This window comes from Streptomyces zinciresistens K42 (assembly GCF_000225525.1).
Lineage (GTDB): Bacteria > Actinomycetota > Actinomycetes > Streptomycetales > Streptomycetaceae > Streptomyces > Streptomyces zinciresistens.
This window is the reverse complement of the sequence record NZ_AGBF01000098.1, coordinates 1-24,819: the sequence shown is the minus strand read 5'-3', so window position 1 is coordinate 24,819 and position 24,819 is coordinate 1. Positions and strand designations below refer to the sequence as shown.

Here is a 24,819-nt window from a genome sequence, read left to right as displayed (position 1 = left end):
GCGTCCTCTTCGTCACCCACAACGTCCGCGAAGCCGTACGCCTCGCCCAGCGCGTCGTCCTGCTCTCCTCACGCCCCGGCCGCATCGCCCGCCAATGGACCGTCGACATCCCCCAGCCCCGCCGCATCGAGGACACCGACGTCGCCGAACTGTCCCGGGAGATCACCGAAGAACTGCGCAGGGAGATCCGCCGCCATGGCCAGCACTGACAACACCCTCGACACCGGCAAGCGCGCCGGACGCGACGGCGCCGACGACCTGGCCGGGCTGGAGGCCGGGCTCGACGCCCTGGACTCGGTGCAGATCCGCCGCACGTCGCTGCGCGAGACCCTCGTCCGCAAGGTGCTGCCGCCCGTCACGGCGGTCGCGCTGGTGCTGGCGGTCTGGCAGGTCCTCGTGTGGGCCGAGGTCGTTCCCGCCTACAAGCTCCCCGCGCCGTCCGACGTCTGGGGCGAGGTCCGCACCGCCTGGCTCCAGGGCACGCTGCTCGACTACATCTGGACGTCCGTCTCGCGCGGACTGCTCGGCTTCCTGCTGGCCCTCGCGATCGGCACCCCGCTGGGACTGCTCGTGGCCCGTGTGAAGTTCGTGCGCGCGGCCATCGGCCCGATCCTCTCCGGCCTGCAGTCGCTGCCGTCGGTGGCCTGGGTGCCGCCGGCCGTGCTCTGGCTCGGCCTGAACAACTCGATGATGTACGCCGTGATCCTGCTCGGCGCGGTCCCCTCCATCGCCAACGGCCTGGTCGCAGGCGTCGACCAGATCCCCCCGCTGTTCCTGCGCGCCGGCCGCACCCTGGGCGCCACCGGTCTGCTGGAGGCCCGGCACGTGGTGATGCCGGCGGCGCTGCCCGGCTACCTCGCGGGCCTGAAGCAGGGCTGGGCGTTCTCCTGGCGCTCGCTGATGGCCGCGGAGATCATCGCCTCCTCCCCCGATCTCGGCCTGGGACTCGGCCAGTTGCTGGAGAACGGCCGCAACAACAGCAGCATGTCCCAGGTGTTCCTGGCGATCTTCCTCATCCTCCTGGTCGGCATCGCCGTCGACCTGCTGTTCTTCAGCCCGCTGGAACGCCGGGTGCTGCGGGGGCGCGGGCTGCTGGTGACGCGCTGAGCGTCCGGTCAGCCGGGGCTCAGCACCGGCCGCGGGCCGCACCGGGTCGTTCCGGTGCGGGCCGCGCGCCGAGACGTCGTGAGGTCCGGCTCGACGGGCCGGAAGGACGGTGGAGTACGGGAGGCCCCCGGCGGTGTCACCTGAGCGCCCGGTCCGCTCCCCCGACCGGGGCGGACGCGTCACGGCCGGCCGGGCGCGCGGGGCGCGCGCCCGCGTCGACGGGCAGGACCGAGATGCCGCCACGCCGGGCGCCCGGGGCCGTGGTGCGCCGGAGCGCCCCGCCCGGCGGGGTGACGCTCCGCGCGCGGGCCGGGGTCCAGGCCATCCCCCCGGCGAACCCCGCCATGAGCAGGGCCACGGCCGCCACCACCCACCACGGCAGCCCCGCCGTGGCCATGTAGCCGACGACGGCCACCAATGCGAGAAGTGGCACCACGCCCCGCGCCCCCTTCACCGTTCGACTCACTGTCCCCCGACGTCACGGGAGTTGCCACGCGTCACAGCTGGCATATGACGCAACAATACGCGAGACCGCCGTACGGCCCACTTCAGACAATCACCCCATAGGACGGTCAGGTCGGTGCCCTTCGGCGGCGGCCCCGCCGGAGGGCAGCGACGAAGTGTCCGCACGGACCCGCCGACACCCCACACCCTGTCCGGTGACCGGCCCCGTCGGCCCCGGCTAGGGTCACCGCATGACGCACAGCTTCGTACTGCACATCCCCGACGCGGCGCTCGAACCCGAGCCCCTCGCCCCCGAGCAGATCGTCTCCGGGACGCCCGAGGTGACGGGGAAAGTGGTCTGGGAGTCTGCGGACGGGCGGCAGCTCCGCGGCGTCTGGCAGATCACGCCGGGCGTGGTCACCGACACCGAGGCCGACGAGCTGTTCGTCGTGATCAGCGGGTCGGCCACCATCGAGGTCGAGGGCGGGCCGACGCTGGAGGTCGGGCCGGGCGACATGGCCGTCCTGCGCGAGGGCGACCGGACGACGTGGACGGTGCACGAGACGCTGCGCAAGGCGTACGCGATCACCCAGGCAGGCCCAGAGGCGCCGTCGAGCCCCTGATCTCCAGGGTGGGCGCGGCGAGCCGGACCCCGCCCGGCGTCCCTGATCCGGCGAAGCGGTCCAGCAGGCAGCGGGCGGCGCGGCGGCCGACCTCGTGGCTGGCGTTGTCCACGGTGGTCAGCCACACGTGGCGCAGCCGGGCGATGCTCGTGTTGTCGTAGCCGACGACCGACAGGTCGCGCGGCACCCGCAGCCCCGACTCCTCGGCCGCCGACAGGGCGCCGACGGCGGCGATGTCGTTCACGGCGAACACCGCCGTGGGCCGCTCGGCCCGGCTGAGCAGCCGCACGGTGGAGCGGTAGCCGCCCTCCTCGGTCATGTCGCTCGGCTCGACCACGATCCCGTCGCCGAGGCCGTGCTCGCGCAGGGTCGCCTCGAAGGCGCGCCGGCGCAGCTCGCCGACCCTGCCGTAGCCCGCGACATGGGCGATGCGCCGGTGCCCGAGGCCGACGAGGTGCTCGGTGACCAGGCGGGCGCCGTGCTCGTCGTCGTTGGCGACGACGTCCACGCCGGGCAGCAGGGGCTCGCGCGCCCCGGCGACCACCACCGGCAGCCGCTCGGCCACCGCCGCGAGCGCGGCCGGGTCGGGCAGGGTGCCGACCACGACCAGTCCGTCGACCCGCAGGTCCAGGAAGGGCCCGGCGGGGTCCTGGCCGCTGCGGCGGTTGAGCCGGGAGTCGGCCAGCAGCATGTGCAGACCGTTGTCGTGCAGCAGGGAGTTCAGGCCGTCGAGCATCTCCACGAACCAGGGGTTGCGCAGGTCGTTCAGCAGGACGCCGACCGTGCGGGTGCGCTGTTCGCTGAGGCTGCGCGCGGCGGCGTTGGGCCGGTAGCCGAGCTCGCGCACCGCCCGCAGCACCGCCTCGCGCTTGTCGGGGCGGACCTGGCCGGAGCCGCGCAGCACGAGCGAGACCAGCGACTTCGAGACACCGGCCCGGTCGGCCACGTCGCGGATCGTCGGGGGTCTCATGGACATGGACCGTTCCATGCGGCGCGCGCGGTTGTCAAAGGGGCCGACGCGGGAGCAAGAGCGTGCGGACGCCGGACGGCGGGGGTTGACACCGGTCGGGACGGCGGCCCAAGGTGGCCCGGACAGAGAATGGACCGGTCCAAAGAGGGGCTGCAATGGTGGACACGCTCGGCGTCGCCGTCGTCGGATTCGGCTGGATGGGACGGGTGCACACCCAGGCGTACGCCCGTGTCGCGCACCACTATCCGCAGCTCGCCCTGCGTCCGAGGCTGGTCGCCGTCGCCGAGGAGGTGCCGGGGCGGGCCGAGGAGGCCGCGGAGCGGTTCGGCTTCGAGTCGGCGACCCGCGACTGGCGCGAGGTCGCGGCCGATCCCCGAGTGCGGGCCGTGAGCGTCACCGCCCCGAACTTCCTGCACCGGGAGATCGGCGTCGCGATGGCGCGGGCCGGCAAGCACCTGTGGATCGAGAAGCCGGTGGGCCTGTCGGCGGCCGACGCCCGCGCCGTGGCCGACGCCGCCGCCGAGGCCGGGGTGCGCAGCGCGGTCGGCTTCAACTACCGCAACGCGCCCGCCGTCGAGGCGGCCCGCGAGCTGATCGCCTCCGGCGGGATCGGCACCGTCACCCATGTGCGCGTCCGGCTGTTCAGCGACTACGCCGCGCACCCCGACTCCGCGCTGACCTGGCGCTACGAGAAGGAGCGCGGGGGCAGCGGCGTCCTGGGCGACCTCGCCTCCCACGGCGCCGACCTCGCCCGCCATCTGCTGGGCGACATCACCTCGCTGACCGCCGACACCGCCGTCTTCATCCCGCAGCGCGCCCGCCCCACCGGCGCGACCGCCGGACACACCCTGGCCACCGGCGGGGAGCTAGGCCCGGTGGAGAACGAGGACTACGTCAACTGCCTGCTGCGCTTCGCCTCCGGTGCGCGCGGGGTCCTGGAGGCGTGCCGGGTGTCCGTGGGCGAGCAGAACAACTACGGCTTCGAGGTGCACGGCACGCGGGGCGCCGTCTTCTGGGACTTCCGCCGGATGAACGAACTCGGGGTCAGCCAGGGCACCGGTTACCAGGACCAGCCCGTCGCCACGGTCCATGTCGGCCCCGGCGCGGGCGAGTTCGGCGCCTTCCAGCCGGGCGCGGCGAACGCCATGGGCTACGACGACCTGAAGGTGATCGAGGCGTACCGCTTCCTGCGCTCGGTCGCCGAGGACACCGCGTACGGGGCGACGCTGCGCGACGCCGTGCACAGCGCGGCCGTCCTGGACGCGATGGTGCGCTCCGCCGAGAGCGGGACGTGGGTGGACGTGGCGGCGGGCTGAGCAGGGCCGCGGCAGGCGCCGTTTCGCCCGTCGGCGACACCCGCGTACGGGACGTACGCGGGTGAGGCGACAACCCGGCCCGGGGGTCACCCCTGCTCGCAGAGGCCGGAGGAGCCGTGCCGGGCGTCGCGGGCCGGTGCACCTTCCCGGTCACCGCACCGGCCCGCTCACCGGCGGGCCCGGTCGGCCCGCCGGCCGAGGACCACCTTGACGGGGGCCATGGCCAGCCAGGACCACATGGCGGCGGAGCCGACCGCCAGCGCCAGCGGCACGCTGAGCAGGAACACCACCACCGTCACCGACAGGTCGAGGGCGTACAGGCCGAAGCCCTCGGCCGGCGCCGCGTCGCCGCGCAGCCACGGCCGCCGGACCAGCAGGAGGAGCAGGGCGAGATGGGCGGCGCCGAGGACGGCGACGGCCGCCGCGTAGACGGCGACCGACTCGGGCTCGCCGCCGTACTCGGAGAGCAGCTTGGTGGGGAAGGGCACCAGGGCCGCGGCGCTCAGCCCGAGGACGGACAGCGCGATCACCTGGCCGTCGATCTGCCGGACGAAACCGAAGATGCGGCGGTGCTCACGCCAGAAGGCGCCGAGCACCAGCACGCTCAGGGCGTACGCCCCGAGGTTGGGGAGCAGTTCGCGCAGGGCGTCCTCGTAGCCGTCCGGGCCCAGTCCGCGCGGCACGGAGAAGTCCAGGACGAGCAGGGTCAGGGCGATGGCGAACACGCCGTCGGCGAGCGCGACCAGCCGTTCGGGACCGCCGTCCGGGTTCGATTTCCACATGGTCCCGACGGTAGGGAGCGGGCGGGCCACCGGGGTGCGTACACGCCAGGGACGCCCGGCCGGACGTCACCCGACGGGCGCGGGCATGTTGTACGGCGTCACCACCTGGATCGCCGAGGGCAGGGTGGGCCCGGCCGGCGGCAGCGCGCCGTGGGCCCGCATCACGATGTGGCACGCCTCGCGCATGTCCTGGCGCAGATCGTGGTGCAGGACGGCGGAGAGCCGGTGCTCGCGCAGCAGGCGGGTGTTGTCGTGGTCGAGGTCGTGCGCCACGAAGACGGCGCATTCGCGGCCGAGGTCCTCGAAGGCGCGCAGGGTGGCGATGTTGCCGCCGCCGATCGAGTAGACGGCGCGGATCTGCGGGTCGCGTGCGAGGGCGGCCCGCACCAGGTCGTACTGGGTGGCGTCCAGGCCCTGCCCCTCGGCCAGTTCCACGAGCGCGCGAGCGGGGTGGCGGGCGCGCATGGCGCTGCGGAAGCCCATCTCGCGCTCCTCCTCGTTGCGGAAGAAGCCGCTGCTGAGGCTCGTCAGGACATGGCCGGGGCGGTCGCCGAGCCACTGGCCCATCAGATACGCGGCCGTCGCGCCGGCGGCGCGGTTGTCGCTGCCGACGTACGCCAGGCGCGGGGTGGCGGGCAGGTCGGTCACCAGGGTCACCACCGGGATGCCGGCCTCCGCGAGCCCTGCGACGGCGGCGCCGATCTCGGGGACGTCGGGGGCCTTGAGGATCACGCCCTGGGAGCCGCGCCGGGCGATCCGGTCCAGGGTCCGGGTCAGTTCGCGGACGGGTCCCGTCTCCCGGAAGTGGAAGCGCGAGCGCACGACGGCCGGGCGCAGGCCCGGCAGTTCGGCCTCCAGGGCGGCCCGGACGGCGGTGGAGAAGCGCTCGGGCGTCTGCATCACGATGTCGATCATGAAGGTGCGGCCGACCAGCCGGACCTGGGTGCGCTGGCGGTCCAGGTCGGCGATCGCGTGCTGGACCTCGCGCGCGGTGCTCTCGCGCACCCCTCCCCGGCCGTTGAGGACGCGGTCCACCGTGGCCTCGCTGAGCCCCGCCTGACGTGCGATCTCGCGGATCGGGAAGGGGTGGCCCATGCGACGGCTCCTTGAGGGGTTTTTGATGGACGCCTGCTGGTTGTTCGATGGGATTGTCAGGACAAGAATGGCATCGCTGAGTCACCCCTGTCACCGAGAGGACACCGATGTCCTTCACCTCCCTGCACCGCCGGTCCTGGCTGTCCGAGTCCGACTGCGACCTCGCGGAGTTCCGCGGACTCGTCGAGCGGGACACGGACCTCGCCGACCACCCGTACGCCTCGGCCGTGGAGCAGGGCGTCCTGGTCTACGACAGCGCCCGTCTGCGCGCGGCCGGCGACCGGCGGGCCGTGCGCGCCGCGCTGGTGCGCGCCCTGTCCGACGGGCCGGGCGTGGTGGTCCTGCGGGGCGCGTTCGCCGACCCGGGCCCGGTGGACCGGATGAGCGCCGTGTTCGACGCCCTGATCGCCGAGCAGCGCGCCTCGGGCGAGGGGGGCGGCGACCACTTCGCGAAGCCCGGCGCCAACGACCGGGTGTGGAACGCGCTGGAGAAGGCCGCGCTGTACGACCCCGAGGCGTTCGCCGACTACTACGGCAACGACATCCTGGCGCTGGTCTCGACCGCCTGGCTCGGCCCCGGCTACCAGGTCACCTCGCAGGTCAACGTCGTCAACCCGGGCGGGGCGGCGCAGACCGCGCACCGCGACTACCACCTGGGCTTCCTCGGCAACGAGGCCGCGGCCGCCTATCCGGCGCACGTGCACGCGCTGTCGCCGGTGCTCACCCTCCAGGGCGCGGTCGCGCACTGCGACATGCCGGTGGAGTCGGGGCCGACGATGTACCTGCCGTACTCGCAGCACTACGAGCCCGGCTATCTGGCCTGGCGGCTGCCGCCGTTCCAGGAGTACTTCGAGGCGCGGCGCGTGCAGCTGCCGCTCGCCAAGGGGGACGCGGCCTTCTTCAACCCGGCGGTGTTCCACGCGGCCGGCACCAACCGGTCCGCCGGCATCCGGCGGACGGCGAACCTCCTCCAGGTGTCCTCCGCCTTCGGGCGGGCCATGGAGAATGTGGATCGCGAGGCCGTGGCGAACGCCGTCTACCCGGTGCTGCTCGCCCGCCGGGAGCGGGCCGACGCGGCGTGGACGGAGAACGTCATCGCGGCGAGCGCCGAGGGCTACCCCTTCCCCACCGACCTCGACAGCGATCCGCCGGTCGACGGCCTCGCCCCGCCGTCCCAGGCGGACATCGTGCGGCGCGCCCTCGCCGGGGCCCTGACGCCCCGGGAGCTGCGCGAGGAACTGCGGGCGGGCGCCGAGCGGCGCCGGAGCTGACCCGAGCGAAAGGATCGAAGACACCCATGGGACTTCTCGACGACAAGGTCGTCCTCGTCAACGGCGGCAGCCAGGGAGTCGGCGCGGCCGTCGCCCGCGCGGCGGTCCGCGAGGGGGCGCTCGTCGCCGTCACCGGGCGCCGGCCGGAGCCCGGCGAGGCGCTGGTCGCCGAACTGGCCGCCGCCGGGGGCAAGGCACTCTTCGTGCGGGCGGACCTGTCGGACGCCGGGCAGGCGAAGGCGTCCGTCGCCGAGGTCGTCGGCGCCTACGGCAGGGTCGACTGCCTGGTCAACTCGGCGGGCCTGACGTCGCGGGGCACGCTCCTGGACACCACGCCCGAGCTGTTCGACCAGCACATCGCGATCAACCTCAGGGCGCCGTTCTTCGCCATGCAGGCGGCGGTCACCGACATGCTGGCCCGCGAGGCGCCGGGCACGGTCGTCAACATCATCACGAGTTCGGCGCACGGCGGTCAGCCCTTCCTCGCGCCGTACGTCTCCGCCAAGGCCGGTCTGATCGGGCTGACCCGCAACGCCGCGCACGCCCACCGCTGGGACCGGATCCGGATCAACGGCCTGAACATCGGCTGGACGGCGACCGAGGGCGAGGACGCCACCCAGCGGGCCTTCCACGACGCGGGCGACGACTGGCGCGAGCAGGCCGCGGCACGGCTGCCGATGGGCCGGCTCGGGCAGCCCGACGAGATCGCCGACTTCGTGGTGTTCCTGCTGTCGGACAGGTCCGGGGTGGTCACCGGATCGGTGATCGACTGGGACCAGAACGTCCTCGGCGGACTCGACTGAGCACCGCACCGCACCCGCACTTCCTCTAGGAGCAACACCCCATGCGTATCGGAATCCTCGGCCTCGGCCGCATCGGCGCCTTCCACGCCGAGACCCTGTCCGCGCTCGACGCGGTCGACTCCCTCGTGGTGACGGACCCGTTCGCGGAGGCCGCCAAGGCCGCCGCCGAGCGCTTCGGCGCCGAGGTCGCCGACTCGCCGGAGGCGCTGCTCGCGGCCGGCGTGGACGGCGTCGTCGTCGCCGCCGCGACCGACGCGCACCCCGCGCTGATCCTGGCCGGCGTCGAGGCCGGCGTCCCCGTGTTCTGCGAGAAGCCCGTCGCGCGGACCATGGCCGAGGGGGTGGAGGTGCTCAGGGCGGTCCGGGACCGGGACGTGCCGATCCAGATCGGCTACAACCGCCGCTTCGACACCGGGTTCGTGAACGCCCGCGCCGCCGTGCTCGGCGGTGAGCTGGGCACGCTGCACACCGTGCGCTCGACCACGCTGGACCCGGCGCCGCCGCCCGCCGCGTACGTCGCCGCCTCCGGCGGCATCTTCCGCGACTGCTCGGTGCACGACTTCGACATCATCCGCTGGGTGACCGGCCGCGAGGTCACCGAGGTGTACGCGGCCGGCGGGAACAGGGGCGCCGACTACATCAAGGAGGCGGGCGACGCCGACACCACGGGCGCGATCCTCACCCTGGACGACGGCACCCTCGCGGTGGTGTCCAACTCCCGGCACAACGGCCGGGGTCACGACGTGCGCATGGAGATCCACGGCTTCGCCGACTCCATCGCCGTCGGTCTGGAGGACAAGCTGCCGCTGCGCTCGGTCGAGCCGGGCACGACCTTCCCGGCGGGCACCCCGCACGACTTCTTCATGGACCGCTTCGCCGCGGCCTACCGCGCCGAACTCACCGCGTTCACCGAGGTGGTGGCCGGTACCCGGACCTCCCCGTGCACGGTCGAGGACGCCCTGGAGGCGGGCTGGATCGCGGAGGCGTGCACCCTGTCGCTGCACGAGCACCGTCCCGTGACGATCGAGGAGGTACGGCGGGGATGAACGACGCGGGCCGCGAACCACTGCGTATCGGCGTCCTGGGCGCCGCGCGCATCACCGAGCTCTCCCTCGTCGGTCCGGCCCGGACGACCGGCCACCGCCTCGTGGCGGTGGCCGCGCGCGACCGGTCCCGCGCCGCGGCGTTCGCCGACGAGCACGACGTGGAGCGGGTCGTCGGCTCCTACGCCGATCTGCTCGCCGACCCCGAGGTGGAGGTCGTCTACAACCCGCTCGCCAACGGGCTGCACGGGCCGTGGAACCTGGCCGCGCTCGCGGCCGGCAAGCACGTGCTGACGGAGAAGCCGTCGGCGAGCAACGCGCAGGAGGCGGCCGAGGTGCGGGACGCCGCCGTGAAGGCCGGCAGCGTCTTCACGGAGGCGTTCCACTACCTGTTCCATCCGGTGACCCGGCGGCTGCACGAGATCCTCGCCGAGGGTGAACTGGGCGAGCTGCGGCGGGTGGAGACACTGGTCGCGATCCCGGCGCCCGGCGCGGACGACCCGCGCTGGTCGCTGCCGCTGGCCGGCGGCGCCCTGATGGACCTGGGCTGCTACGCCCTGCACGCGGTGCGGATGCTCGCGCCCTGGGCGGGCGGCGCGCCCCGGCTGGTCTCGGCGCGCGGCGGGCAGCGGGCGGGCGCCCCCGGCGTCGACGAGTGGCTGGACGCGGAGTTGGAGTTCCCCGGCGGGGCCACCGCGTCGGCGCGCTGCCACATGGCGTACGGCGGGCTGGAGATGAGCTGCCGGATCGTGGGGTCCCTGGGCGAGGCGCTGGCGCCGAACTTCGTGCTGCCCCACCGCGACGACCGGATCGTGGTGCGCACGGCGGCCGGTGAGCGCACGGAACGGCTCGGCACGCGCTCGTCGTACACGTACCAGCTGGAGGCGCTCGCCGCGCACATCCGCCGCGGCGCCCCGCTCGCGCTGGACGCCGATGACGCGCTGGCGACGATGGTCCTGATCGACGAGTCGTACCGCGCGGCGGGCTTCGCGCCCCGCCCGCGCACCGCGCCGGCGCCCTGAGCGCCGGGAGCCCGACGACGGCCGGGGGCCGGGGACGTGACGTCCCCGGCCCCCGGCCGTTCCCCGCTCGCGGAGCCTGCCGCCGGCCGCTCAGGGCGCGTACAGCGCCGGCCGCTCGGCCAGGTCCACCGCGACCCGGCCGCCGTCCTCCAGGGACCGTACGGCCGCCTCGCACACCGCGGCCACCGCGTAGCCGTCCCACGTGCTCGGGCCGGTGACCTCGCCGCGCCGGGTGGCGTCCACCCATGCCTGGACCTCGCGGTCGTAGGCGTCGGCGAACCGCTCGATGTAGTCCTGGGCGACGGTGCCGCCCCAGCGGCCCGCGGCGTGCGTGACCAGGGCGTGGCCGTCGCCGACGCGGGCGGTGCCGCCTTCGCAGACCACCTCGGCCTGCACCTGGTACCCGAAGCCGCAGTTGACGAAGATCTCCACGTCGACGACGGCCCCGCCGTCGGTCTCGAAGACGACGAACTGCGGGTCGCGGACGCCGTCCGGCGCGTTCCCGGACGGGGTCGGGGTGAGCACGGTGACGGCGGTGATCTCCTGGCCGAGCAGCCAGCGGGTCACGTCCATCTCGTGCGTCACCGAGTCGTTGATGAGCATGTCCGACGTCCAGCCGGGCGGGCTCGCGACGTTGCGGTGCCGGTTGTGCAGCATCAGCGGGCGGCCCAACTGGCCGGTGTCCAGGAGGGACTTGAGCTTGCGGTACTCGGCGTCCCAGCGCCGCATGAAGCCCACCTGGACCAGCCGCCTGCCTACGTCCTGCTCGGCCCGCAGCACCCGCAGCGCGGAGGCCGCGTCGGGGGTGAGGGGTTTCTCGCACAGCACCGGCAGGCCGTGCGCGAAGGCCGCGAGGAGCGCCGCCTCGTGGGCGGGCCCCGGCGAGGCCACGACGACCGCGTCCACGTCGGGCGAGGCCATCGCGGCGGCGGGGTCGGTGTGCACGGCGCAGTCCTCGGCGAGGGCCGCGGCCGACTTGGCGCGCTCCGCGTCGACGTCGACCACGGCGCTCACCCGTGCCCCGCTGACGACCTGCTCGATGCGGCGCACATGGTCGGCGCCCATCCTTCCGGTTCCGATGACGGCGACTCCGAGCGTGCGCCGGCGCGGGGTCATGGTGATCGGCCGTCCTTTCGGGTCGTCAGGCGCCGCAGGACCTGAGGAACGCGCGGGTGCGCACCGCGATGGGCAGCGGCTTGTCGGGCTCGCACGGGTACATGTCCTGCTCGACGATGGCGAAGAGGTCCACGTCCAGCCGCTGCGCCGCCTCCAGGACCGGTCCGAGCTCCGGTACGCCGGCCGGGGGTTCGCACATGACGCCGCGCGCCACGGCGGGCCCGAAGGGGACCTCGTTCTTGACGACGTCCGCGAGGATCTCGGGGTCCACCTGCTTGAGGTGCAGATAGCCGATGCGCTCGCCGTAGGTCTCGATGAGCTTGACGCTGTCGCCGCCGCAGTAGGCGTAGTGGCCGGTGTCCAGGCAGAGGTTGACCAGTGCGGAGTCGGTGGAGTCGAGGAAGCGCTCGACGTGGGTCTCGGTGTCGATGTGGGTGTCGGCGTGCGGGTGCACGACGATGTCGAGGCCGAACTTCTCGCGGACCTCGTGCCCGAGCCGCTCCATGCCCTGGGTCAGGTGGCCCCACTGCTCGCGGGTCAGCTCGGCCGGCTCCAGGATCTCGGCGGTCTTGTCGTCCCGCCAGAAGGACGGGATGACGACCAGGTGCCGGGCGCCCATGGCCTGGGTCAGCGTGGCGACCTCGCTGACGTGCTCCCAGGTGGACTCCCAGACGGCCGGGCCGCGGTGCAGCCCGGTGAAGACCGTGCCGGCGGAGACCTTGAGGCCGCGCCTGGTCACCTCGTCGGTGAGCCGGGCGGGGTCGGTGGGCAGATAGCCGTGGGGGCCGAGTTCGATCCAGTCGTAGCCGGCTTCGGAGACCTCGTCGAGGAAGCGTTCCCAGGGGACCTGGACGGGGTCGTCGGGGAACCAGACGCCCCAGGAGTCGGGGGCCGAGCCGACCCGGATGCGGTCCAGCGCAGAGGCCATGTCAGGACTTCCCTTCCGAGGGGGCCACGGGTGCCGTGAGGTCGCCCGCTTCGGGGAGCTCATCGACGTCGACGCCGCGGACCTGGGACAACTCGTGCTTGAGCGCGGCGAGTTCGGTGCCGCCGGCCATGTGGTTGGTGAGTTCTTCGAGGCTGACGTCGGCGCGGGAGGCGTTGAGCTCCATCGTGCCGAGGCGCAGCACGCTGAAGTGGTCGCCGACCATGTAGGCGTGGTGGGGGTTGTGGGTGATGAAGATGACGCCGAGGCCGCGGTCGCGGGCGGCGGCGATGTACTTCAGGACCACGCCGGACTGCTTGACGCCGAGGGCGGCAGTGGGCTCGTCCAGGATGAGGACGCGGGCGCCGAAGTGGACGGCGCGGGCGATGGCCACGCACTGGCGCTGGCCGCCGGAGAGGGTGCCGATGGGCTGTTCGAGGTCGTCGAGGACGATGCCCATGTTGCGCAGTTCCTCGTCGGCGGTCTGCTTCATCCGCTCGATGTCGAGGCGGCGCAGGGGCCAGGGGCCCTTGGTCAGCTCGGAGCCGAGGAAGAAGTTGCGCCAGACCGGCATCAGCGGGACGACGGCGAGGTCCTGGTAGACGGTGGCGATGCCCTTGTCGAGGGCCTCGCGCGGGGTGGAGAAGCGCACCGCGCCGCCGTCGACGAGGAACTCGCCCTCGGTGTGCTGGTGCAGCCCGGAGATGATCTTGATGAGGGTCGACTTGCCGGCGCCGTTGTCGCCGAGGACGCAGGTGACCTGGTTCGCGAACACCTTCAGGTCGACGCCGTGCAGGGCGCGGATGTTGCCGTAGGACTTGCCGGCGCCGCGCAGTTCGACGACGGGGGCACCCGGCTCGGCAGCGGGGTCGGTGAGGACGGCACCGTGGGTGCCGGTGTTCTCGGGGGTCATTCGGGTCACCTCCTGGTCGCTGTGCGCTGGACCCACAGATTGATGAGGACGGCGCCGAGGAGCATCACGCCGAGGAACGCCTTGAACCAGTCGGGGTTCCAGCCGGCGTAGACGATGCCCTGCTGGACCAGGCCGAACATGAAGGCGCCGAAGACGGGGCCGATCGCCGAACCGGCGCCGCCGGTCAGCAGGCAGCCGCCGATCACCGCCGCGGCGATGTAGATGAGCTCCTGGCCCACGCCCTCGCCGGACTGCACGGTGTTGAACGAGAACAGCTGGTGCATGCCGACGAACCAGGCGCCGAAACCGACCAGCATGAACAGGGAGATCTTGGTGAAGGTGACCGGCACGCCGACCGCCCGCGCGCTCTCCTTGTTGCCGCCGACGGCGAAGATCCAGTTGCCGTACTTCGTGCGCAGCAGGACCCAGGTGGCGAGGGCCGCGAACACCAGCCACCACACCACGGTGATCTTCACGTTGACGCCGCCGATGTCGAACGACGAGGCGAAGATCGCCTTGGCCTGCGCGAAGCCCTCCATGTCGCTGATGTCGTCGGTGGCGACGTTGCCGGTGACCAGCTTCGTCACGGCCAGGTTGACGCCCTGGAGGATCAGGAAGGTGCCGAGGGTGACCAGGAAGCTGGGCAGGCCCGTCTTGACCAGCAGCCAGCCGTTGAACAGGCCGATCCCCAGGGACACGGCGAGGGCGACGATCACGCCGACCCAGATGTTCATGGTCAGCTGGTAGCTGAGCATGCTCGCGGTCAGGGCCGAGGTGATCACCGCGACGCCCGCCGACAGGTCGAACTCCCCGCCGATCATGAGCAGGGCGACCGGCAGCGCCATGATGCCGATGGTCGAGGACTGGTAGAGGATGTTGGCCATCGAGCTGCCGTCGCGCACGGGCGGTGCCGTGACGAGGAAGAAGACCAGCACCGCGAGGGCGCCGAGGAGGACGCCCACCTCCGGACGGGCCAGCAGGCGCAGCGCCGGCGAGCGCCGCGAGGTCCGTCCGTCGGTCTGCCTGCCCGGGCCGGGGGCCGGCGGTGTGGTCACCGCCGGCTCAGCCTGTCGGGTCATACTCATCACCGAGTGCCCTTCGCGGCGAACTTGTCGATCGTCTCGACGTTCGTCTTGTCGACGAAGGCGGGCCCGGTCAGCACCGGCTGCTCGCCACCGCCCATGTAGTTGCCGTTGTTCTTGTAGAGCCACAGGGAGTCGATCGCCAGGTAGCCCTGGAGCCAGGGCTGCTGGTCGACGGCGAACTCGATGTCGCCCTTGCTGATCGCCCCCGTCAGGGACTTGTTGAGGTCGAAGGTCGCGACCTTCGCCTTGCTGCCCGACTCGCCCACCGACTGCGCGGCCGTCAGCGCGTACGGGGCGCCGAGGGCGACGACGTAGTCGATGCCGCCGTCCTGCTTGAGCTTGGCGGTGATCGTGGACTTCACGGACGGCATGTCGGTGCCGTTGACGTTCAGGGTCTGCAGGTCGCCCTTGAAGGTCTTCTTCACCCCGTCGCAGCGCTGGGTCAGGCCGATGTTGCCCTGCTCCTGTATGACGCAGACGGCCTTCTTCGCGCCGGCCTGGTTCAGCCGCTTGCCCAGCGCCTCGCCGGCCACGGTCTCGTCCTGGCCGAAGAACTGCATCAGGCCGAGCTTCTGCCACTCGCTCACGCCGGAGTTGAGGCCGACGACCGGGATGTTCGCGGCCTTGGCCTTGCTCACGACGTCCTTCAGGGCGTCCGGCTTGGCGAGGGTGATGGCGATGCCGTCGACCTTCTGGTCGATCGCGTTCTGGACCAGGTTGGCCTGGTTGCCCGCGTTCGGGTCGGCGCTGTAGACGAGCTTGATGTTGTCCTTGGCGGCGGCGGCCTCGGCACCCTTGCGGACGATGTCCCAGAAGGTGTCGCCGGGCGCCTGGTGGGTCACCAGGGCGACCGTCATCCGGGGCGTGTTGGCCTTGCCCGCGGACGCGTTCGCCCCGCCCTCCTCGGCGTCCTTGCCGCCGGAGCTGCTGGAGCAGCCGGCGAGGGTCAACGTGGCTGCGGCGGCCACGGCCACGACGGAGGCCAGCTTGCGCGAGCGGGGGTAAGAGCGGTCCATCTTTCCAGCACCTCACTGTGCGACGGGATGTGCGACGGGAAACGGGGGTGATCACTGTGATGCACCGGCCCGATCCTCGGTAGACCTGGGCAGTGTGCCGTGAAACACGGCGACTTCGCTGGGACGGGATCAAATCCCTAGATGCGCTCGCTGTCAATACTTTGTTAAGACATCATTTCACGATCAGGTCCGAATGTAAGTACAAACTATTGACAGCGTCGGCCTTCACGTCCTACACCTGGGAGGCGGCAGGCCCCTGGGGACCCGCTCCCCCGATCCAGCTCTAGGAGCGTCACGCATGGCCGAGTCAGCCAGGCCCTTCGACTTGATCACCATGGGAAGGATAGGAGTCGACCTCTACCCTCTGCAGCCCGGCCTCCCTCTGGCGCGTGTGGAGACGTTCGGCAAGTTCCTCGGCGGCTCCGCGGCGAACGTCGCGGTCGCCGCCGCCCGGCTCGGCCGCCGGGCCGCCGTGATCACCCGGACCGGCGACGACGCCTTCGGCGCCTACCTGCACGACGCCCTCAGGGACTTCGGCGTGGACGACCGCTGGGTGACGCCCGTCGCGGCCTACCCGACACCGGTCACGTTCTGCGAGATCTTCCCGCCCGACGACTTCCCGATCTATTTCTACCGGCAGCCCAAGGCGCCCGACCTGGAGATACACCCCGACGAGCTGGACCACGAGGCGATCGGCGCCGCCCGCGTCCTGTGGGTGACCGGCACCGGTCTGAGCGAGGAGCCGAGCCGCTCCGCCACCCTCGCCGCCCTGCGCGGGCGGGGCCGGGCAGGCACGACGGTCTTCGACCTCGACTGGCGCCCCGTGTTCTGGCCGGATCCGCAGACGGCGCGCCCGTACTACGCCGAGGCCCTGCGGCACGCCACGGTCGCGGTCGGCAACCTCGACGAGTGCGAGGTCGCCACCGGCGTCCGCGAGCCGCGTGCGTGCGCCGAGGCGCTGCTGGCGGCCGGCGTGGAGCTGGCGGTCGTCAAGCAGGGCCCGCGGGGCGTCCTCGCGGTGCACCGCGACGGCACCGAGGCCGAGGTGCCGCCGGTGCCGGTCGAGGTGGCCAACGGGCTCGGCGCGGGCGACGCCTTCGGCGGCTCGCTCGTCCACGGTCTGCTGGCCGGCCGGGACCTGGCCACGATCATGCGCCACGCCAACGCGGCCGGCGCGCTCGTCGCCTCGCGCCTCGCCTGCTCCGCCGCGATGCCCACCGAGTCCGAGGTCGCGGACCTGCTCGCCGCCGCGTCGTGACGGACCCCCTAGCCACCCCCGAACGGAGCCCTTCCTTGAGCATCAGCATCTCCGGTCTCACCGCGGTCAGAGCCCGCGATCCCGAGGCGGTCGCCGAGGCCGCCGCCCGCCGGGTGCGCCGCCCGCTGATCGGCGACAGCGGCCGACTGATGATCGTGGCGGCCGACCACCCGGCCCGCGGCGCCCTGGCCGTCGGCGGGCGCGGGTCGGCCATGGCCAACCGGGCCGACCTGCTGGAACGCCTGTGCGTCGCGCTGTCCCGGCCCGGCGTCGACGGGGTGCTCGCCACCGCCGACATCCTGGAGGACCTGCTGCTGCTGGGCGTCCTGGACGGCAAGGTCGTCATGGGCTCGATGAACCGCGGCGGTCTTTCCGGCGCGGCCTTCGAGATGGACGACCGCTTCACCGGGCACCGCGCGCGGGACATCGAGCGGATGCGCTTCGACGCGGGCAAGCTGCTGCTGCGGCTCGACTACGCCGACCCGGGCTCGCTGACCACCCTGGAGTCCGCGGCCCGCGCCGTCGACGACATGGCCGAGCGGCGGCTGCCGGTCTTCGTGGAGCCCTTCGTCTCCCGGCGCGTGGACGGCCGGGTGCGCAACGACCTGTCCGCCGAGGCCGTCACCCGGTCCGTCGCCATCGCCTCCGGCCTCGGCGGCACCTCGGCCTACACCTGGCTGAAACTGCCCGTCACCGACGACCCCGACGCCATGGCCGAGGTCCTGGAGACGTCCACCCTGCCCGTCGTCCTGCTCGGCGGGGAGGTGGGGGGCGACCAGGAGGGCGCTTACGAGCGCTGGCGCAAGGCGCTGCGGCTGCCCACCGTCCAGGGCATGGTCGTCGGCCGTTCGCTGCTCTACCCGGCCGAGGGCAGTGTGGAGACGGCGGTGGACACGGCCGTCGGCATGTTGTGACCCGGAGGAACACGATGACGTACCACCTTCCCGCCGAAGCGGCGCCCGACGGCCCCTACGCCGTGGACGTGACGCCCGAGAGCGCCGGATGGGGCCACTCCGCCCTGCGGGTCCTCTCCCTGCCGCCAGGCGGCTCCCACACCTTCGACACCGGCGACAGCGAGTGGATCGTGCTGCCGCTGTCCGGCGGCTGCACGGTCGAGGCCACCGACGACTTCGGCCACGACACCTTCGAGCTGACCGGCCGCGAGAGCGTGTTCACGGGCGTCACGGACTTCGCGTACGTGCCCCGTGACGCCCGTGCGGCCCTCACCTCGGCCGGCGGCGGGCGGTTCGCGCTGACCGGCGCGCGCTGCACCCGCCGGCTGCCCGCCCGCCACGGACCGGCCGCCGCGGTGCCGGTCGAGCTGCGCGGCACCGGCGGCAGCAGCCGCCAGGTCAACAACTTCGGCGCGGCCGGGGTCTTCGAGTGCGACAAGCTCATCGCGGTCGAGGTCATCACCCCGGGCGGCAACTGGTCGTCGTTCCCGCCGCACAAGCACGACGAGCACCGGCCCGGCGAGGAGTCGGTCCTGGAGGAGATCTACTACTTCGAGTTCGCCGCCCACGAGGGCACGCCCGGCCTCGGCTACCAGCGGGTCTCGCCCTCCGGCCACGGCCGGGGCACCGACGTGCTGGCCGAGGTCCGCGACGGCGACGTCGTGCTGATCCCCGACGGCTGGCACGGGCCGTCCATGGCGGTGCCCGGCCACCACATGTACTACCTCAACGTCATGGCGGGCCCGGAGGACGAGCGGGCCTGGCTGATCTGCGACCACCCCGACCACGCCTGGATCCGGGGCACCTGGCCCGACCAGCCCGTCGACCCCCGTCTGCCCCTCTACACCGCCCCGTCCCAGTGAGGTCACCGATGAGCCAGCCGACCGTCCGTCTCACCGTCGCCCAGGCGCTGGTGCGGTTCCTGTCCGCGCAGTACACCGAGCGCGACGGGGTGCGGCACCGGCTGATCGCCGGCACCTGGGGCATTTTCGGCCACGGCAACGTGGCCGGGCTCGGCCAGGCCCTGCTGGAGGCGGGCGAGGAGGCCATGCCCTACCACCAGGGCCGCAACGAGCAGGCGATGGTGCACGCGGCCGTCGGCCACGCCCGCCAGCTCAACCGCCTGTCCGCGCAGGCGGTGACGACGTCGATCGGCCCCGGCGCGACGAACCTGGTCACCGGGGCCGCCCTCGCCACCATCAACCGGCTGCCGGTGCTGCTGCTGCCCGGCGACTACTTCGCCTCGCACGCCCCCGACCCGCTCCTGCAGCAGCTGGAGCACCCGAGCGAGGCCGACGTCTCGGTCAACGACACCCTGCGGCCGGTCTCCCGCTACTTCGACCGGATCACCCGCCCCGAGGCCCTGATCCCGTCCGCGCTGAACGCCATGCGCGTCCTCGCCGACCCCGCCGAGACGGGCGCGGTGACGCTGGCCCTGCCCCAGGACGTGCAGGCGCAGGCGTACGACTGGCCGCGGGAGTTCCTCGCCGAGCGGATCTGGTCCGTACGGCGTCCCGCGCCCGACCCCGTCGAGCTGGCGGCGGCCGCGGCGGCGATCCGGGCCGCGCGGCGCCCGCTGGTGGTCGCGGGCGGCGGCGTCCACCACAGCGAGGCCGAGGCGGCGCTGAAGGAGTTCGCCGAGGCCACGGGCATCCCGGTGGCGTCCACCCAGGCCGGCAAGGGCTCGCTGCGCCACGACCACCCCGCCGACCTCGGCGGCATCGGCCACACCGGGACCCAGGTCAGCGACGACCTCGCCCGCGCGGCCGACCTGGTGATCGGCGTCGGCACCCGCTACTCGGACTTCACCACCGCCTCCGGCACCCTGTTCGCCGAGCCGGACGTGCGCTTCGTGAACCTGAACATCACGGGGTTCGACGCGCACAAGCTCGCCGCGCGCCCCCTGGTCTGCGACGCGCGGACCGGGCTCACGGCGCTGACCCGGGAGCTGTCCGGCCACCGCGTCGACGCCGCGTACGAGGCCGAGTACCGCGCCGGCAAGGAGCGCTGGGAGGCGGTCGTCGAGGCCGCCTACCGGGCCGAGGACGAGACGGCGACGCCGACGCAGACCCAGGTGCTGGGCGCGCTGGACGCGGTCGTCGGCGACGACGACGTGGTGATCAACGCGGCCGGTTCGCTCCCGGGCGACCTGCACAAGCTGTGGCGGGCCCGCTCCCCGCGCCAGTACCACCTGGAGTACGGCTACTCCTGCATGGGCTACGAGATCCCGGCCGGCATCGGCGTCCAGCAGGCCGCCCCGGAGCGGGTCGTGTGGTCGCTCGTCGGGGACGGCACCTACCTCATGAATCCGACCGAGATCGTCACCGCGGTCCAGGAGCGGCTGCCCGTCAACATCGTCCTGATCCAGAACCACGGCTACGCCTCCATCGGCGGGCTGTCGGCGCAGACCGGCGGTGAGCGCTTCGGCACCGACTACCGCTACCGGGCGGCGGACGGCACCTTCACCGGCGCCCCGCTCCCGCTCGACCTGGCCGCCAACGCGGCGAGCCTCGGCATGGACGTCCTGCGGGCCGGGACGGTGGGCGAGCTGCGCGAGGCGCTGGCCGCCGCGCGCGCCTCGGACCGGCCCACGTGCGTGTACGTCGAGACGGACATCACCAACCCCACCTCGCCCGGCGCCGAGGCGTGGTGGGACGTGCCCGTGGCCGAGGTCGCCTCCCGCGAGGCCGCCGTCGCCGCCCGCGAGCGTTATGAGCAGCAGGTCGCCGACCGCCGCCGACACCTCTGAACTCCCTTTCCAGAAAGGCACTTTCGCACCATGAAGACCATCACGCACTGGATCGACGGCAAGCCCGTCGAGGGCACCTCGGGCCGTTTCGGCCCCGTCTGGAACCCGGCCACCGGCGTCCAGGAGAAGCAGGTCGCCCTCGCGACCGCCGACGAGGTGGACGCGGCCGTCGCCTCCGCCAGGGCCGCGTTCGAGAGCTGGGGCGTCTCGTCGCTGGCCAGGCGGACCGCGATCCTGTTCAAGTACCGCGAACTGCTGGACGCCAGGCGCAACGAGATCGCGGCGCTGATCACCGCCGAGCACGGCAAGGTGCACTCCGACGCGCTCGGCGAGGTGGCGCGCGGCCTGGAGATCGTCGAACTGGCCTGCGGGATCAGCGTGCAGCTCAAGGGCGAGCTGTCCACGCAGGTCTCCACCCGGGTCGACGTGGCCTCGATCCGGCAGCCGCTGGGCGTGGTCGCGGGCATCACCCCGTTCAACTTCCCCGCCATGGTGCCGATGTGGATGTTCCCGCTGGCCGTCGCGTGCGGCAACACCTTCGTGCTGAAGCCCAGCGAGAAGGACCCGTCGGCGGCCCTGCTGCTGGCCGAGCTGGCCTCGCAGGCGGGTCTGCCGGAGGGCGTGCTGAACGTCGTCCAGGGCGACAAGGCGGCCGTGGACCGGCTGTTGGAGCACCCGGACGTCGAGGCGGTCTCCTTCGTCGGCTCCACGCCGATCGCGAAGTACATCCAGCTCAAGGCGGTGGAGCACGGCAAGCGCGTGCAGGCGCTCGGCGGGGCGAAGAACCACATGCTGGTCCTGCCCGACGCCGATCTGGACTTCGCCGCCGACCAGGCCATCAACGCCGCGTACGGCTCGGCGGGCGAGCGCTGCATGGCCGTGTCGGTCGTGGTCGCGGTCGGTGACACGGGCGACGAGCTGGTCGGCAGGATCGCCGAGCGGGCCCGCAGGCTGCGCATCGGGCCGGGCGACGACCCCGCCTCCGAGATGGGCCCGCTGATCACCCGCGAGCACCGCGACAAGGTGGCCTCCTACGTCGCCTCGGCCGCCGAGCAGGGCGCCGAGGTCGTCGTCGACGGCACCGGCCACTCGGTCGAGGGCCACGAGGACGGCTTCTTCCTCGGCGTCTCGCTGCTGGACCGGGTGCCGCTCACCGCGGACGCCTACCGGGACGAGATCTTCGGCCCGGTGCTGGCCGTGGTGCGCGCGCGGACGTACGAGGAGGCGGTCGAGCTCATCAACTCCTCCCGCTGGGGCAACGGCACCGCGATCTTCACCCGCGACGGCGGCGCCGCCCGGCGCTTCCAGCTGGAGGTGAAGGCGGGCATGGTCGGCGTGAACGTGCCCATCCCGGTCCCGGTCGGCTACCACTCCTTCGGCGGCTGGAAGGACTCGCTCTTCGGCGATCTGCACATCTACGGAGGCGACGGCGTCGCCTTCTACACCCAGGGCAAGGTGATCACCACGCGCTGGCCGGACCCGTCCGACGGCGGCATCAACCTCGGTTTCCCCAGCAACTCCTGACGTCCCGACAGGGAGGCCGCCCCATGGCGAAGACCCGTGGCTCCGCACGTTCCGCCTCCGCGCTGGACCCGCTGGGCTTCGCCCTGGACCGGGGCAGTCCGGTGCCGCTGTACCACCAGCTCGCCCAGCATCTGGAGGCGGCGATCGAGCACGGGGCGCTCGCCCCGGGGGACCTGCTGGGCAACGAGGTGGACCTGTCGGTGCGGCTGGGCCTGTCCCGGCCCACCGTCCGGCAGGCCATCCAGTCGCTCGTCGACAAGGGGCTGCTGGTCCGCCGGCGCGGGGTGGGCACCCAGGTGGTGCACAGCCAGGTCAGGCGCCCGCTGGAGCTGAGCAGTCTCTACGACGACCTGGAGGCGGCCGGGCAGGGCCCGACCACCGAGGTGGTGCGCAACGAGCGGGTCCCCGCGACCGCCGACGTGGCCGCCGCGCTCGGTGTCGCGGAGGGCGCCGAGGTCGTGGTGCTGGAGCGGCTGCGCCGCACGCACGGCCGGCCGGTGGCGATCCTGTGCAACCACCTCCCGGCGGGCCTGCTCGACCTCGGCGGCACGCGGCTGGAGTCGACCGGCCTGTACCGGATGATGCGCGCCGTCGGCATCACCCTGCACAGCGCGCGTCAGACCATCGGGGCGCGCCGCGCGACGGCGGAGGAGGCCGGGCGGCTGGAGGAGCAGGAGGGGGCCGCCCTGCTGACGATGCAGCGCACGGCGTACGACGACACGGGCCGGCCGGTGGAGTACGGCACGCATCTCTACCGCGCGTCGCGGTACGCCTTCGACTTCCAGCTGCTGGTCAGGCCCTGAGTCCCGCGGTGAAGGGGGTCACCGGCCGCGGGAGGCGCTCGCCGTCGACGGTGAGGTCGACTGCCTCGTTGTAGAAGGCCGCCAGCCCCTCGACGGCCGCCACCGCGGGCAGGGGCGCCTCGTAGCTCCACAGGATGTTGCGCGGGACCTCGCCCCCGCCGCGCCAGGTCCAGTAGCGGGCGGTGCCCTTGTAGGAGCAGGCCGTGCGGTGGCCGGTGGGCTCGAACAGGTCGAGCCGGACGTCCTCACGCGGCAGGTAGTACCGGGTCGGCAGGCCCGTCTCGAAGAGCAGCACGGGGCGGTGGGACTCGGCGACGGCCGTGCCGGCGATCTCGACGCGCACCCGGCGGGCGCTCGTCAGGGCGTCCACCCGCTTGTGCGGGTCGCGGGGGTGGACGAAGATCTCTTCCTCCTCCTCGTACCAGTGGTCGAGGCCGCCGTCCGGGCGCCGGAACCACTCGAAGGCGATGTGCCCGGCGAGATCGGCGGCGGGGAAGGTCCACGCCGCGCCCGGCACCGCGGCGCCGCCGGTGTGCAGGTCGTAGAAGATCCGTGAGCCGGTGTGCGTGCCGTACGGCGGGTTCGCGGCCGGGCGCAGCAGGTCGGTGCGGACGTCCTCGCGCGGGAAGGCGTAGCAGGGCACCGGCAGCGCGGGCTCCCACACGAGCACGGGGTGTCTGCTGTCGACGACGGTGACGTCGCCCTTGCGGCCGCGCACCCACCGCTCGCCGGGCTCCCACAGCAGCCCTTCGGGGGTGGTGCGGACCTCGCGCTCGGTGGGGAACAGGGGCACGGTCCGGCCTCCTTCGGCTCCTCCTCGCAGCGTACTGCGCCCGCCCGCGGCGGGCCCCCGGCGATCCCGGCGTGACGCGCCGCGCGGGCGGCCCCGGCGATCCGGCGGCGCGGGGTGCGCGCTGCGTTTGACCTCACCGCCATAATGGGGCAAGCATGTATATATACGTCGTAAACATAAGGCGTAGTCCCAGCCGGATCGATTCGCGGAGACACCGGCACCATGAATCACGTTTCTCATCCGTCACCAGCGCACGCCGTCCGCGCGCCGTCCCAGGACGGCGCCACCACCGGGCTCCCGGCCCGGCGGGCCACCGACCGCTCCGCGCACCCGCTGCGCCGGGCGGAGGACCGGCCACCGCCCCGGGCCACCGTGAGCCTGGTGGTCCCCGCCCGCAACGAGGCCCGCAACATCCCCTGGGTGTTCGAACAGATCCCCGACTGCGTCGACGAGGTCATCCTCGTGGACGGCGACTCGGCCGACGCCACGGTGCACATGGCCAGGCAGTGCATGCCCGCCGTGCGGCACGTCGAGCAGAGCGGCCCCGGCAAGGGCAACGCCCTGCGGACCGGCTTCCTCGCCGCGTCCGGCGACTACATCGTGATGATCGACGCGGACGGCAGCATGCTGCCCGGGGAGATCCCGCACTACCTGCACTTCCTCGACAACGGCTACGACTTCGTGAAGGGGTCGCGGTTCATCGCGGGCGGCGGGTCCCTCGACATCACCCGCGTGCGGCGCTGGGGCAACCTGGCCCTGCTCGCGGCCGTGAACCGGCTCTACGACGCCTCGCTGACCGACCTGTGCTACGGGTTCTGCGCCTTCCGCCGCAGCTTCCTCGACGATCTCGACCTGCACTCCACGGGCTTCGAGATCGAGACCGAGATGATCGCGCACGCGCTGTGCTCGGGCCTGCGGATCGCCGAGGTGCCGAGCCTGGAACTGCCGCGCCGCAGCGGCCGGTCCCACCTGCACGCGGTCTCCGACGGCCGCCGGGTGCTGCGCACCCTGCTCTCCGAGCGGCCCGGCACGCGCGCGGCGCCCGCCGCGCACCGGCCCCTGTCCGGCACGGCGAGTTGAGCGAGCCGCTCGCGCGCCCCGCGCGAGCCGCCCCGCACGGGAGGACGCCATGGCGGGCCGCACGTTTCCACGGGAGCACCGGTGAACGGCCGGCGCCGGCCCGGCGCGCTCCGGACGGCCACGGCCGG

Annotated in this window: 24 protein-coding genes and 1 pseudogene; 15 read left to right on the top strand and 10 right to left on the bottom strand. The window is 73.0% G+C overall.

Annotated features, from left to right (window positions below):
• Positions 1 to 209: pseudogene (locus SZN_RS23225) on the top strand (ABC transporter ATP-binding protein); the annotation flags it as partial.
• Positions 196 to 1,107 (top strand): ABC transporter permease, encoded by a 912-nt coding sequence (locus SZN_RS23220; protein WP_007499260.1) that lies wholly within the window; start codon positions 196 to 198, stop codon positions 1,105 to 1,107. The pseudogene SZN_RS23225 and the gene SZN_RS23220, both read left to right, overlap by 14 nt.
• Before the next feature lie 136 nt (positions 1,108 to 1,243).
• Here the strand turns inward: SZN_RS23220 and SZN_RS23215 are convergent, their stop codons facing one another.
• The gene (locus SZN_RS23215; RefSeq protein ID WP_007499258.1) at positions 1,244 to 1,543 is read right to left on the bottom strand and encodes a hypothetical protein; all 300 of its coding nucleotides are present in this window, start codon (positions 1,541 to 1,543) and stop codon (positions 1,244 to 1,246) included.
• Between the two features lie 259 nt (positions 1,544 to 1,802).
• On the opposite strand from SZN_RS23215, the gene SZN_RS23210 reads away from it, so the two are divergent.
• Complete coding sequence (locus SZN_RS23210) at positions 1,803 to 2,174, top strand: cupin domain-containing protein (RefSeq protein WP_007499256.1); 372 nt, start codon at positions 1,803 to 1,805, stop codon at positions 2,172 to 2,174.
• Here the strand turns inward: SZN_RS23210 and SZN_RS23205 are convergent.
• Positions 2,137 to 3,144, bottom strand: a complete 1,008-nt coding sequence (locus tag SZN_RS23205) for a LacI family DNA-binding transcriptional regulator (protein ID WP_043732573.1) — start codon at positions 3,142 to 3,144, stop codon at positions 2,137 to 2,139. The two genes, SZN_RS23210 and SZN_RS23205, sit on opposite strands and share 38 nt — an antisense overlap.
• A gap of 155 nt (positions 3,145 to 3,299) precedes the next feature.
• Between SZN_RS23205 and SZN_RS23200 the strand changes: the two genes are divergently transcribed.
• Positions 3,300 to 4,460, top strand: coding sequence for a Gfo/Idh/MocA family protein (locus SZN_RS23200; RefSeq protein WP_007499252.1), 1,161 nt, complete (start codon positions 3,300 to 3,302; stop codon positions 4,458 to 4,460).
• A 167-nt stretch (positions 4,461 to 4,627) separates the two neighbouring features.
• On the opposite strand, the gene SZN_RS23195 is transcribed toward SZN_RS23200, so the two are convergent.
• Together SZN_RS23195 and SZN_RS23190 are read right to left on the bottom strand one after the other, a co-directional pair.
• Positions 4,628 to 5,242: a TMEM175 family protein gene (locus tag SZN_RS23195; protein ID WP_007499250.1), complete on the bottom strand. Its 615-nt coding sequence runs from the start codon at positions 5,240 to 5,242 to the stop codon at positions 4,628 to 4,630.
• A 66-nt stretch (positions 5,243 to 5,308) separates the two neighbouring features.
• Positions 5,309 to 6,337, bottom strand: a complete 1,029-nt coding sequence (locus SZN_RS23190; protein ID WP_007499248.1) for a LacI family DNA-binding transcriptional regulator — start codon at positions 6,335 to 6,337, stop codon at positions 5,309 to 5,311.
• 107 nt (positions 6,338 to 6,444) lie between these two features.
• On the opposite strand from SZN_RS23190, the gene SZN_RS23185 reads away from it, so the two are divergent.
• Genes SZN_RS23185 through SZN_RS23170 form a run of 4 tightly spaced genes read left to right on the top strand, consistent with a single transcriptional unit; the run spans position 6,445 to position 10,476 of the window.
• Positions 6,445 to 7,608, top strand: a complete 1,164-nt coding sequence (locus SZN_RS23185) for a phytanoyl-CoA dioxygenase family protein (RefSeq protein WP_007499246.1) — start codon at positions 6,445 to 6,447, stop codon at positions 7,606 to 7,608.
• Between the two features lie 26 nt (positions 7,609 to 7,634).
• Positions 7,635 to 8,411 (top strand): SDR family oxidoreductase, encoded by a 777-nt coding sequence (locus SZN_RS23180; protein ID WP_007499244.1) that lies wholly within the window; start codon positions 7,635 to 7,637, stop codon positions 8,409 to 8,411.
• Between the two features lie 41 nt (positions 8,412 to 8,452).
• Positions 8,453 to 9,457 (top strand): Gfo/Idh/MocA family protein, encoded by a 1,005-nt coding sequence (locus tag SZN_RS23175; protein ID WP_007499242.1) that lies wholly within the window; start codon positions 8,453 to 8,455, stop codon positions 9,455 to 9,457.
• Positions 9,454 to 10,476: a Gfo/Idh/MocA family protein gene (locus SZN_RS23170; protein ID WP_007499240.1), complete on the top strand. Its 1,023-nt coding sequence runs from the start codon at positions 9,454 to 9,456 to the stop codon at positions 10,474 to 10,476. Before SZN_RS23175 ends, SZN_RS23170 begins: the two co-directional genes overlap by 4 nt.
• Before the next feature lie 90 nt (positions 10,477 to 10,566).
• Here the strand turns inward: SZN_RS23170 and SZN_RS23165 are convergent, their stop codons facing one another.
• From SZN_RS23165 to SZN_RS23145, 5 genes are read right to left on the bottom strand one after another with little or no spacing between them, the layout of a single operon-like run.
• Entirely contained in the window at positions 10,567 to 11,592 is a 1,026-nt protein-coding gene (locus SZN_RS23165; RefSeq protein ID WP_007499237.1) for a Gfo/Idh/MocA family protein, read from the bottom strand.
• 25 nt (positions 11,593 to 11,617) lie between these two features.
• Positions 11,618 to 12,520, bottom strand: a complete 903-nt coding sequence (locus SZN_RS23160) for a sugar phosphate isomerase/epimerase family protein (RefSeq protein ID WP_007499234.1) — start codon at positions 12,518 to 12,520, stop codon at positions 11,618 to 11,620.
• A 1-nt stretch (position 12,521) separates the two neighbouring features.
• Complete coding sequence (locus SZN_RS23155) at positions 12,522 to 13,430, bottom strand: ATP-binding cassette domain-containing protein (protein ID WP_007499232.1); 909 nt, start codon at positions 13,428 to 13,430, stop codon at positions 12,522 to 12,524.
• A gap of 5 nt (positions 13,431 to 13,435) precedes the next feature.
• Positions 13,436 to 14,515, bottom strand: coding sequence for an ABC transporter permease (locus SZN_RS23150; protein ID WP_007499230.1), 1,080 nt, complete (start codon positions 14,513 to 14,515; stop codon positions 13,436 to 13,438).
• Positions 14,515 to 15,531 (bottom strand): sugar ABC transporter substrate-binding protein, encoded by a 1,017-nt coding sequence (locus tag SZN_RS23145; protein ID WP_007499227.1) that lies wholly within the window; start codon positions 15,529 to 15,531, stop codon positions 14,515 to 14,517. The genes SZN_RS23150 and SZN_RS23145 overlap by 1 nt, the downstream gene beginning before the upstream one ends.
• A 298-nt stretch (positions 15,532 to 15,829) precedes the next feature.
• Between SZN_RS23145 and iolC the strand changes: the two genes are divergently transcribed.
• From iolC to SZN_RS23115, 6 genes are read left to right on the top strand one after another with little or no spacing between them, the layout of a single operon-like run.
• Positions 15,830 to 16,789 (top strand): 5-dehydro-2-deoxygluconokinase, encoded by a 960-nt coding sequence (gene iolC / locus SZN_RS23140; RefSeq protein ID WP_007499226.1) that lies wholly within the window; start codon positions 15,830 to 15,832, stop codon positions 16,787 to 16,789.
• 35 nt (positions 16,790 to 16,824) lie between these two features.
• Entirely contained in the window at positions 16,825 to 17,703 is an 879-nt protein-coding gene (locus SZN_RS23135; protein ID WP_007499223.1) for a Cgl0159 family (beta/alpha)8-fold protein, read from the top strand.
• A 14-nt stretch (positions 17,704 to 17,717) separates the two neighbouring features.
• Positions 17,718 to 18,605, top strand: coding sequence for a 5-deoxy-glucuronate isomerase (gene iolB / locus SZN_RS23130; protein WP_007499221.1), 888 nt, complete (start codon positions 17,718 to 17,720; stop codon positions 18,603 to 18,605).
• 8 nt (positions 18,606 to 18,613) lie between these two features.
• Positions 18,614 to 20,491, top strand: coding sequence for a 3D-(3,5/4)-trihydroxycyclohexane-1,2-dione acylhydrolase (decyclizing) (gene iolD, locus SZN_RS23125; protein ID WP_007499219.1), 1,878 nt, complete (start codon positions 18,614 to 18,616; stop codon positions 20,489 to 20,491).
• Positions 20,492 to 20,521: 30 nt separating this feature from the next.
• The gene (locus SZN_RS23120; RefSeq protein WP_007499217.1) at positions 20,522 to 22,015 is read left to right on the top strand and encodes a CoA-acylating methylmalonate-semialdehyde dehydrogenase; all 1,494 of its coding nucleotides are present in this window, start codon (positions 20,522 to 20,524) and stop codon (positions 22,013 to 22,015) included.
• A 23-nt stretch (positions 22,016 to 22,038) separates the two neighbouring features.
• A complete protein-coding gene (locus tag SZN_RS23115; protein ID WP_007499214.1) occupies positions 22,039 to 22,818 on the top strand; it encodes a GntR family transcriptional regulator in 780 nt (259 codons plus the stop codon).
• Here the strand turns inward: SZN_RS23115 and SZN_RS23110 are convergent.
• Positions 22,808 to 23,611, bottom strand: a complete 804-nt coding sequence (locus SZN_RS23110; RefSeq protein ID WP_007499212.1) for a DUF427 domain-containing protein — start codon at positions 23,609 to 23,611, stop codon at positions 22,808 to 22,810. The genes SZN_RS23115 and SZN_RS23110 overlap by 11 nt on opposite strands.
• 222 nt (positions 23,612 to 23,833) lie before the next feature.
• Here SZN_RS23110 and SZN_RS23105 point away from each other — a divergent pair, with 222 nt between their 5' ends.
• The gene (locus SZN_RS23105; protein ID WP_007499210.1) at positions 23,834 to 24,691 is read left to right on the top strand and encodes a glycosyltransferase family 2 protein; all 858 of its coding nucleotides are present in this window, start codon (positions 23,834 to 23,836) and stop codon (positions 24,689 to 24,691) included.
• Positions 24,692 to 24,819 lie beyond the last annotated feature (128 nt).

Bases quoted from the DNA above. Each gene is read 5' to 3' on its own strand.
- SZN_RS23220 (WP_007499260.1), top strand. From the start codon at position 196: ATGGCCAGCACTGACAACACCCTCGACACCGGCAAGCGCGCCGGACGC.
- SZN_RS23185 (WP_007499246.1), top strand. From the start codon at position 6,445: ATGTCCTTCACCTCCCTGCACCGCCGGTCCTGGCTGTCCGAGTCCGAC.
- SZN_RS23160 (WP_007499234.1), bottom strand. From the start codon at position 12,520: ATGGCCTCTGCGCTGGACCGCATCCGGGTCGGCTCGGCCCCCGACTCC.
- SZN_RS23210 (WP_007499256.1), top strand. From the start codon at position 1,803: ATGACGCACAGCTTCGTACTGCACATCCCCGACGCGGCGCTCGAACCC.
- SZN_RS23120 (WP_007499217.1), top strand. From the start codon at position 20,522: ATGAAGACCATCACGCACTGGATCGACGGCAAGCCCGTCGAGGGCACC.
- SZN_RS23150 (WP_007499230.1), bottom strand. From the start codon at position 14,515: ATGAGTATGACCCGACAGGCTGAGCCGGCGGTGACCACACCGCCGGCC.
- SZN_RS23195 (WP_007499250.1), bottom strand. From the start codon at position 5,242: ATGTGGAAATCGAACCCGGACGGCGGTCCCGAACGGCTGGTCGCGCTC.
- SZN_RS23155 (WP_007499232.1), bottom strand. From the start codon at position 13,430: ATGACCCCCGAGAACACCGGCACCCACGGTGCCGTCCTCACCGACCCC.
- SZN_RS23175 (WP_007499242.1), top strand. From the start codon at position 8,453: ATGCGTATCGGAATCCTCGGCCTCGGCCGCATCGGCGCCTTCCACGCC.
- SZN_RS23115 (WP_007499214.1), top strand. From the start codon at position 22,039: ATGGCGAAGACCCGTGGCTCCGCACGTTCCGCCTCCGCGCTGGACCCG.
- SZN_RS23145 (WP_007499227.1), bottom strand. From the start codon at position 15,531: ATGGACCGCTCTTACCCCCGCTCGCGCAAGCTGGCCTCCGTCGTGGCC.
- SZN_RS23205 (WP_043732573.1), bottom strand. From the start codon at position 3,144: ATGAGACCCCCGACGATCCGCGACGTGGCCGACCGGGCCGGTGTCTCG.
- SZN_RS23170 (WP_007499240.1), top strand. From the start codon at position 9,454: ATGAACGACGCGGGCCGCGAACCACTGCGTATCGGCGTCCTGGGCGCC.
- SZN_RS23200 (WP_007499252.1), top strand. From the start codon at position 3,300: ATGGTGGACACGCTCGGCGTCGCCGTCGTCGGATTCGGCTGGATGGGA.
- SZN_RS23105 (WP_007499210.1), top strand. From the start codon at position 23,834: ATGAATCACGTTTCTCATCCGTCACCAGCGCACGCCGTCCGCGCGCCG.
- SZN_RS23190 (WP_007499248.1), bottom strand. From the start codon at position 6,337: ATGGGCCACCCCTTCCCGATCCGCGAGATCGCACGTCAGGCGGGGCTC.
- iolD (WP_007499219.1), top strand. From the start codon at position 18,614: ATGAGCCAGCCGACCGTCCGTCTCACCGTCGCCCAGGCGCTGGTGCGG.
- SZN_RS23180 (WP_007499244.1), top strand. From the start codon at position 7,635: ATGGGACTTCTCGACGACAAGGTCGTCCTCGTCAACGGCGGCAGCCAG.
- iolB (WP_007499221.1), top strand. From the start codon at position 17,718: ATGACGTACCACCTTCCCGCCGAAGCGGCGCCCGACGGCCCCTACGCC.
- SZN_RS23165 (WP_007499237.1), bottom strand. From the start codon at position 11,592: ATGACCCCGCGCCGGCGCACGCTCGGAGTCGCCGTCATCGGAACCGGA.
- iolC (WP_007499226.1), top strand. From the start codon at position 15,830: ATGGCCGAGTCAGCCAGGCCCTTCGACTTGATCACCATGGGAAGGATA.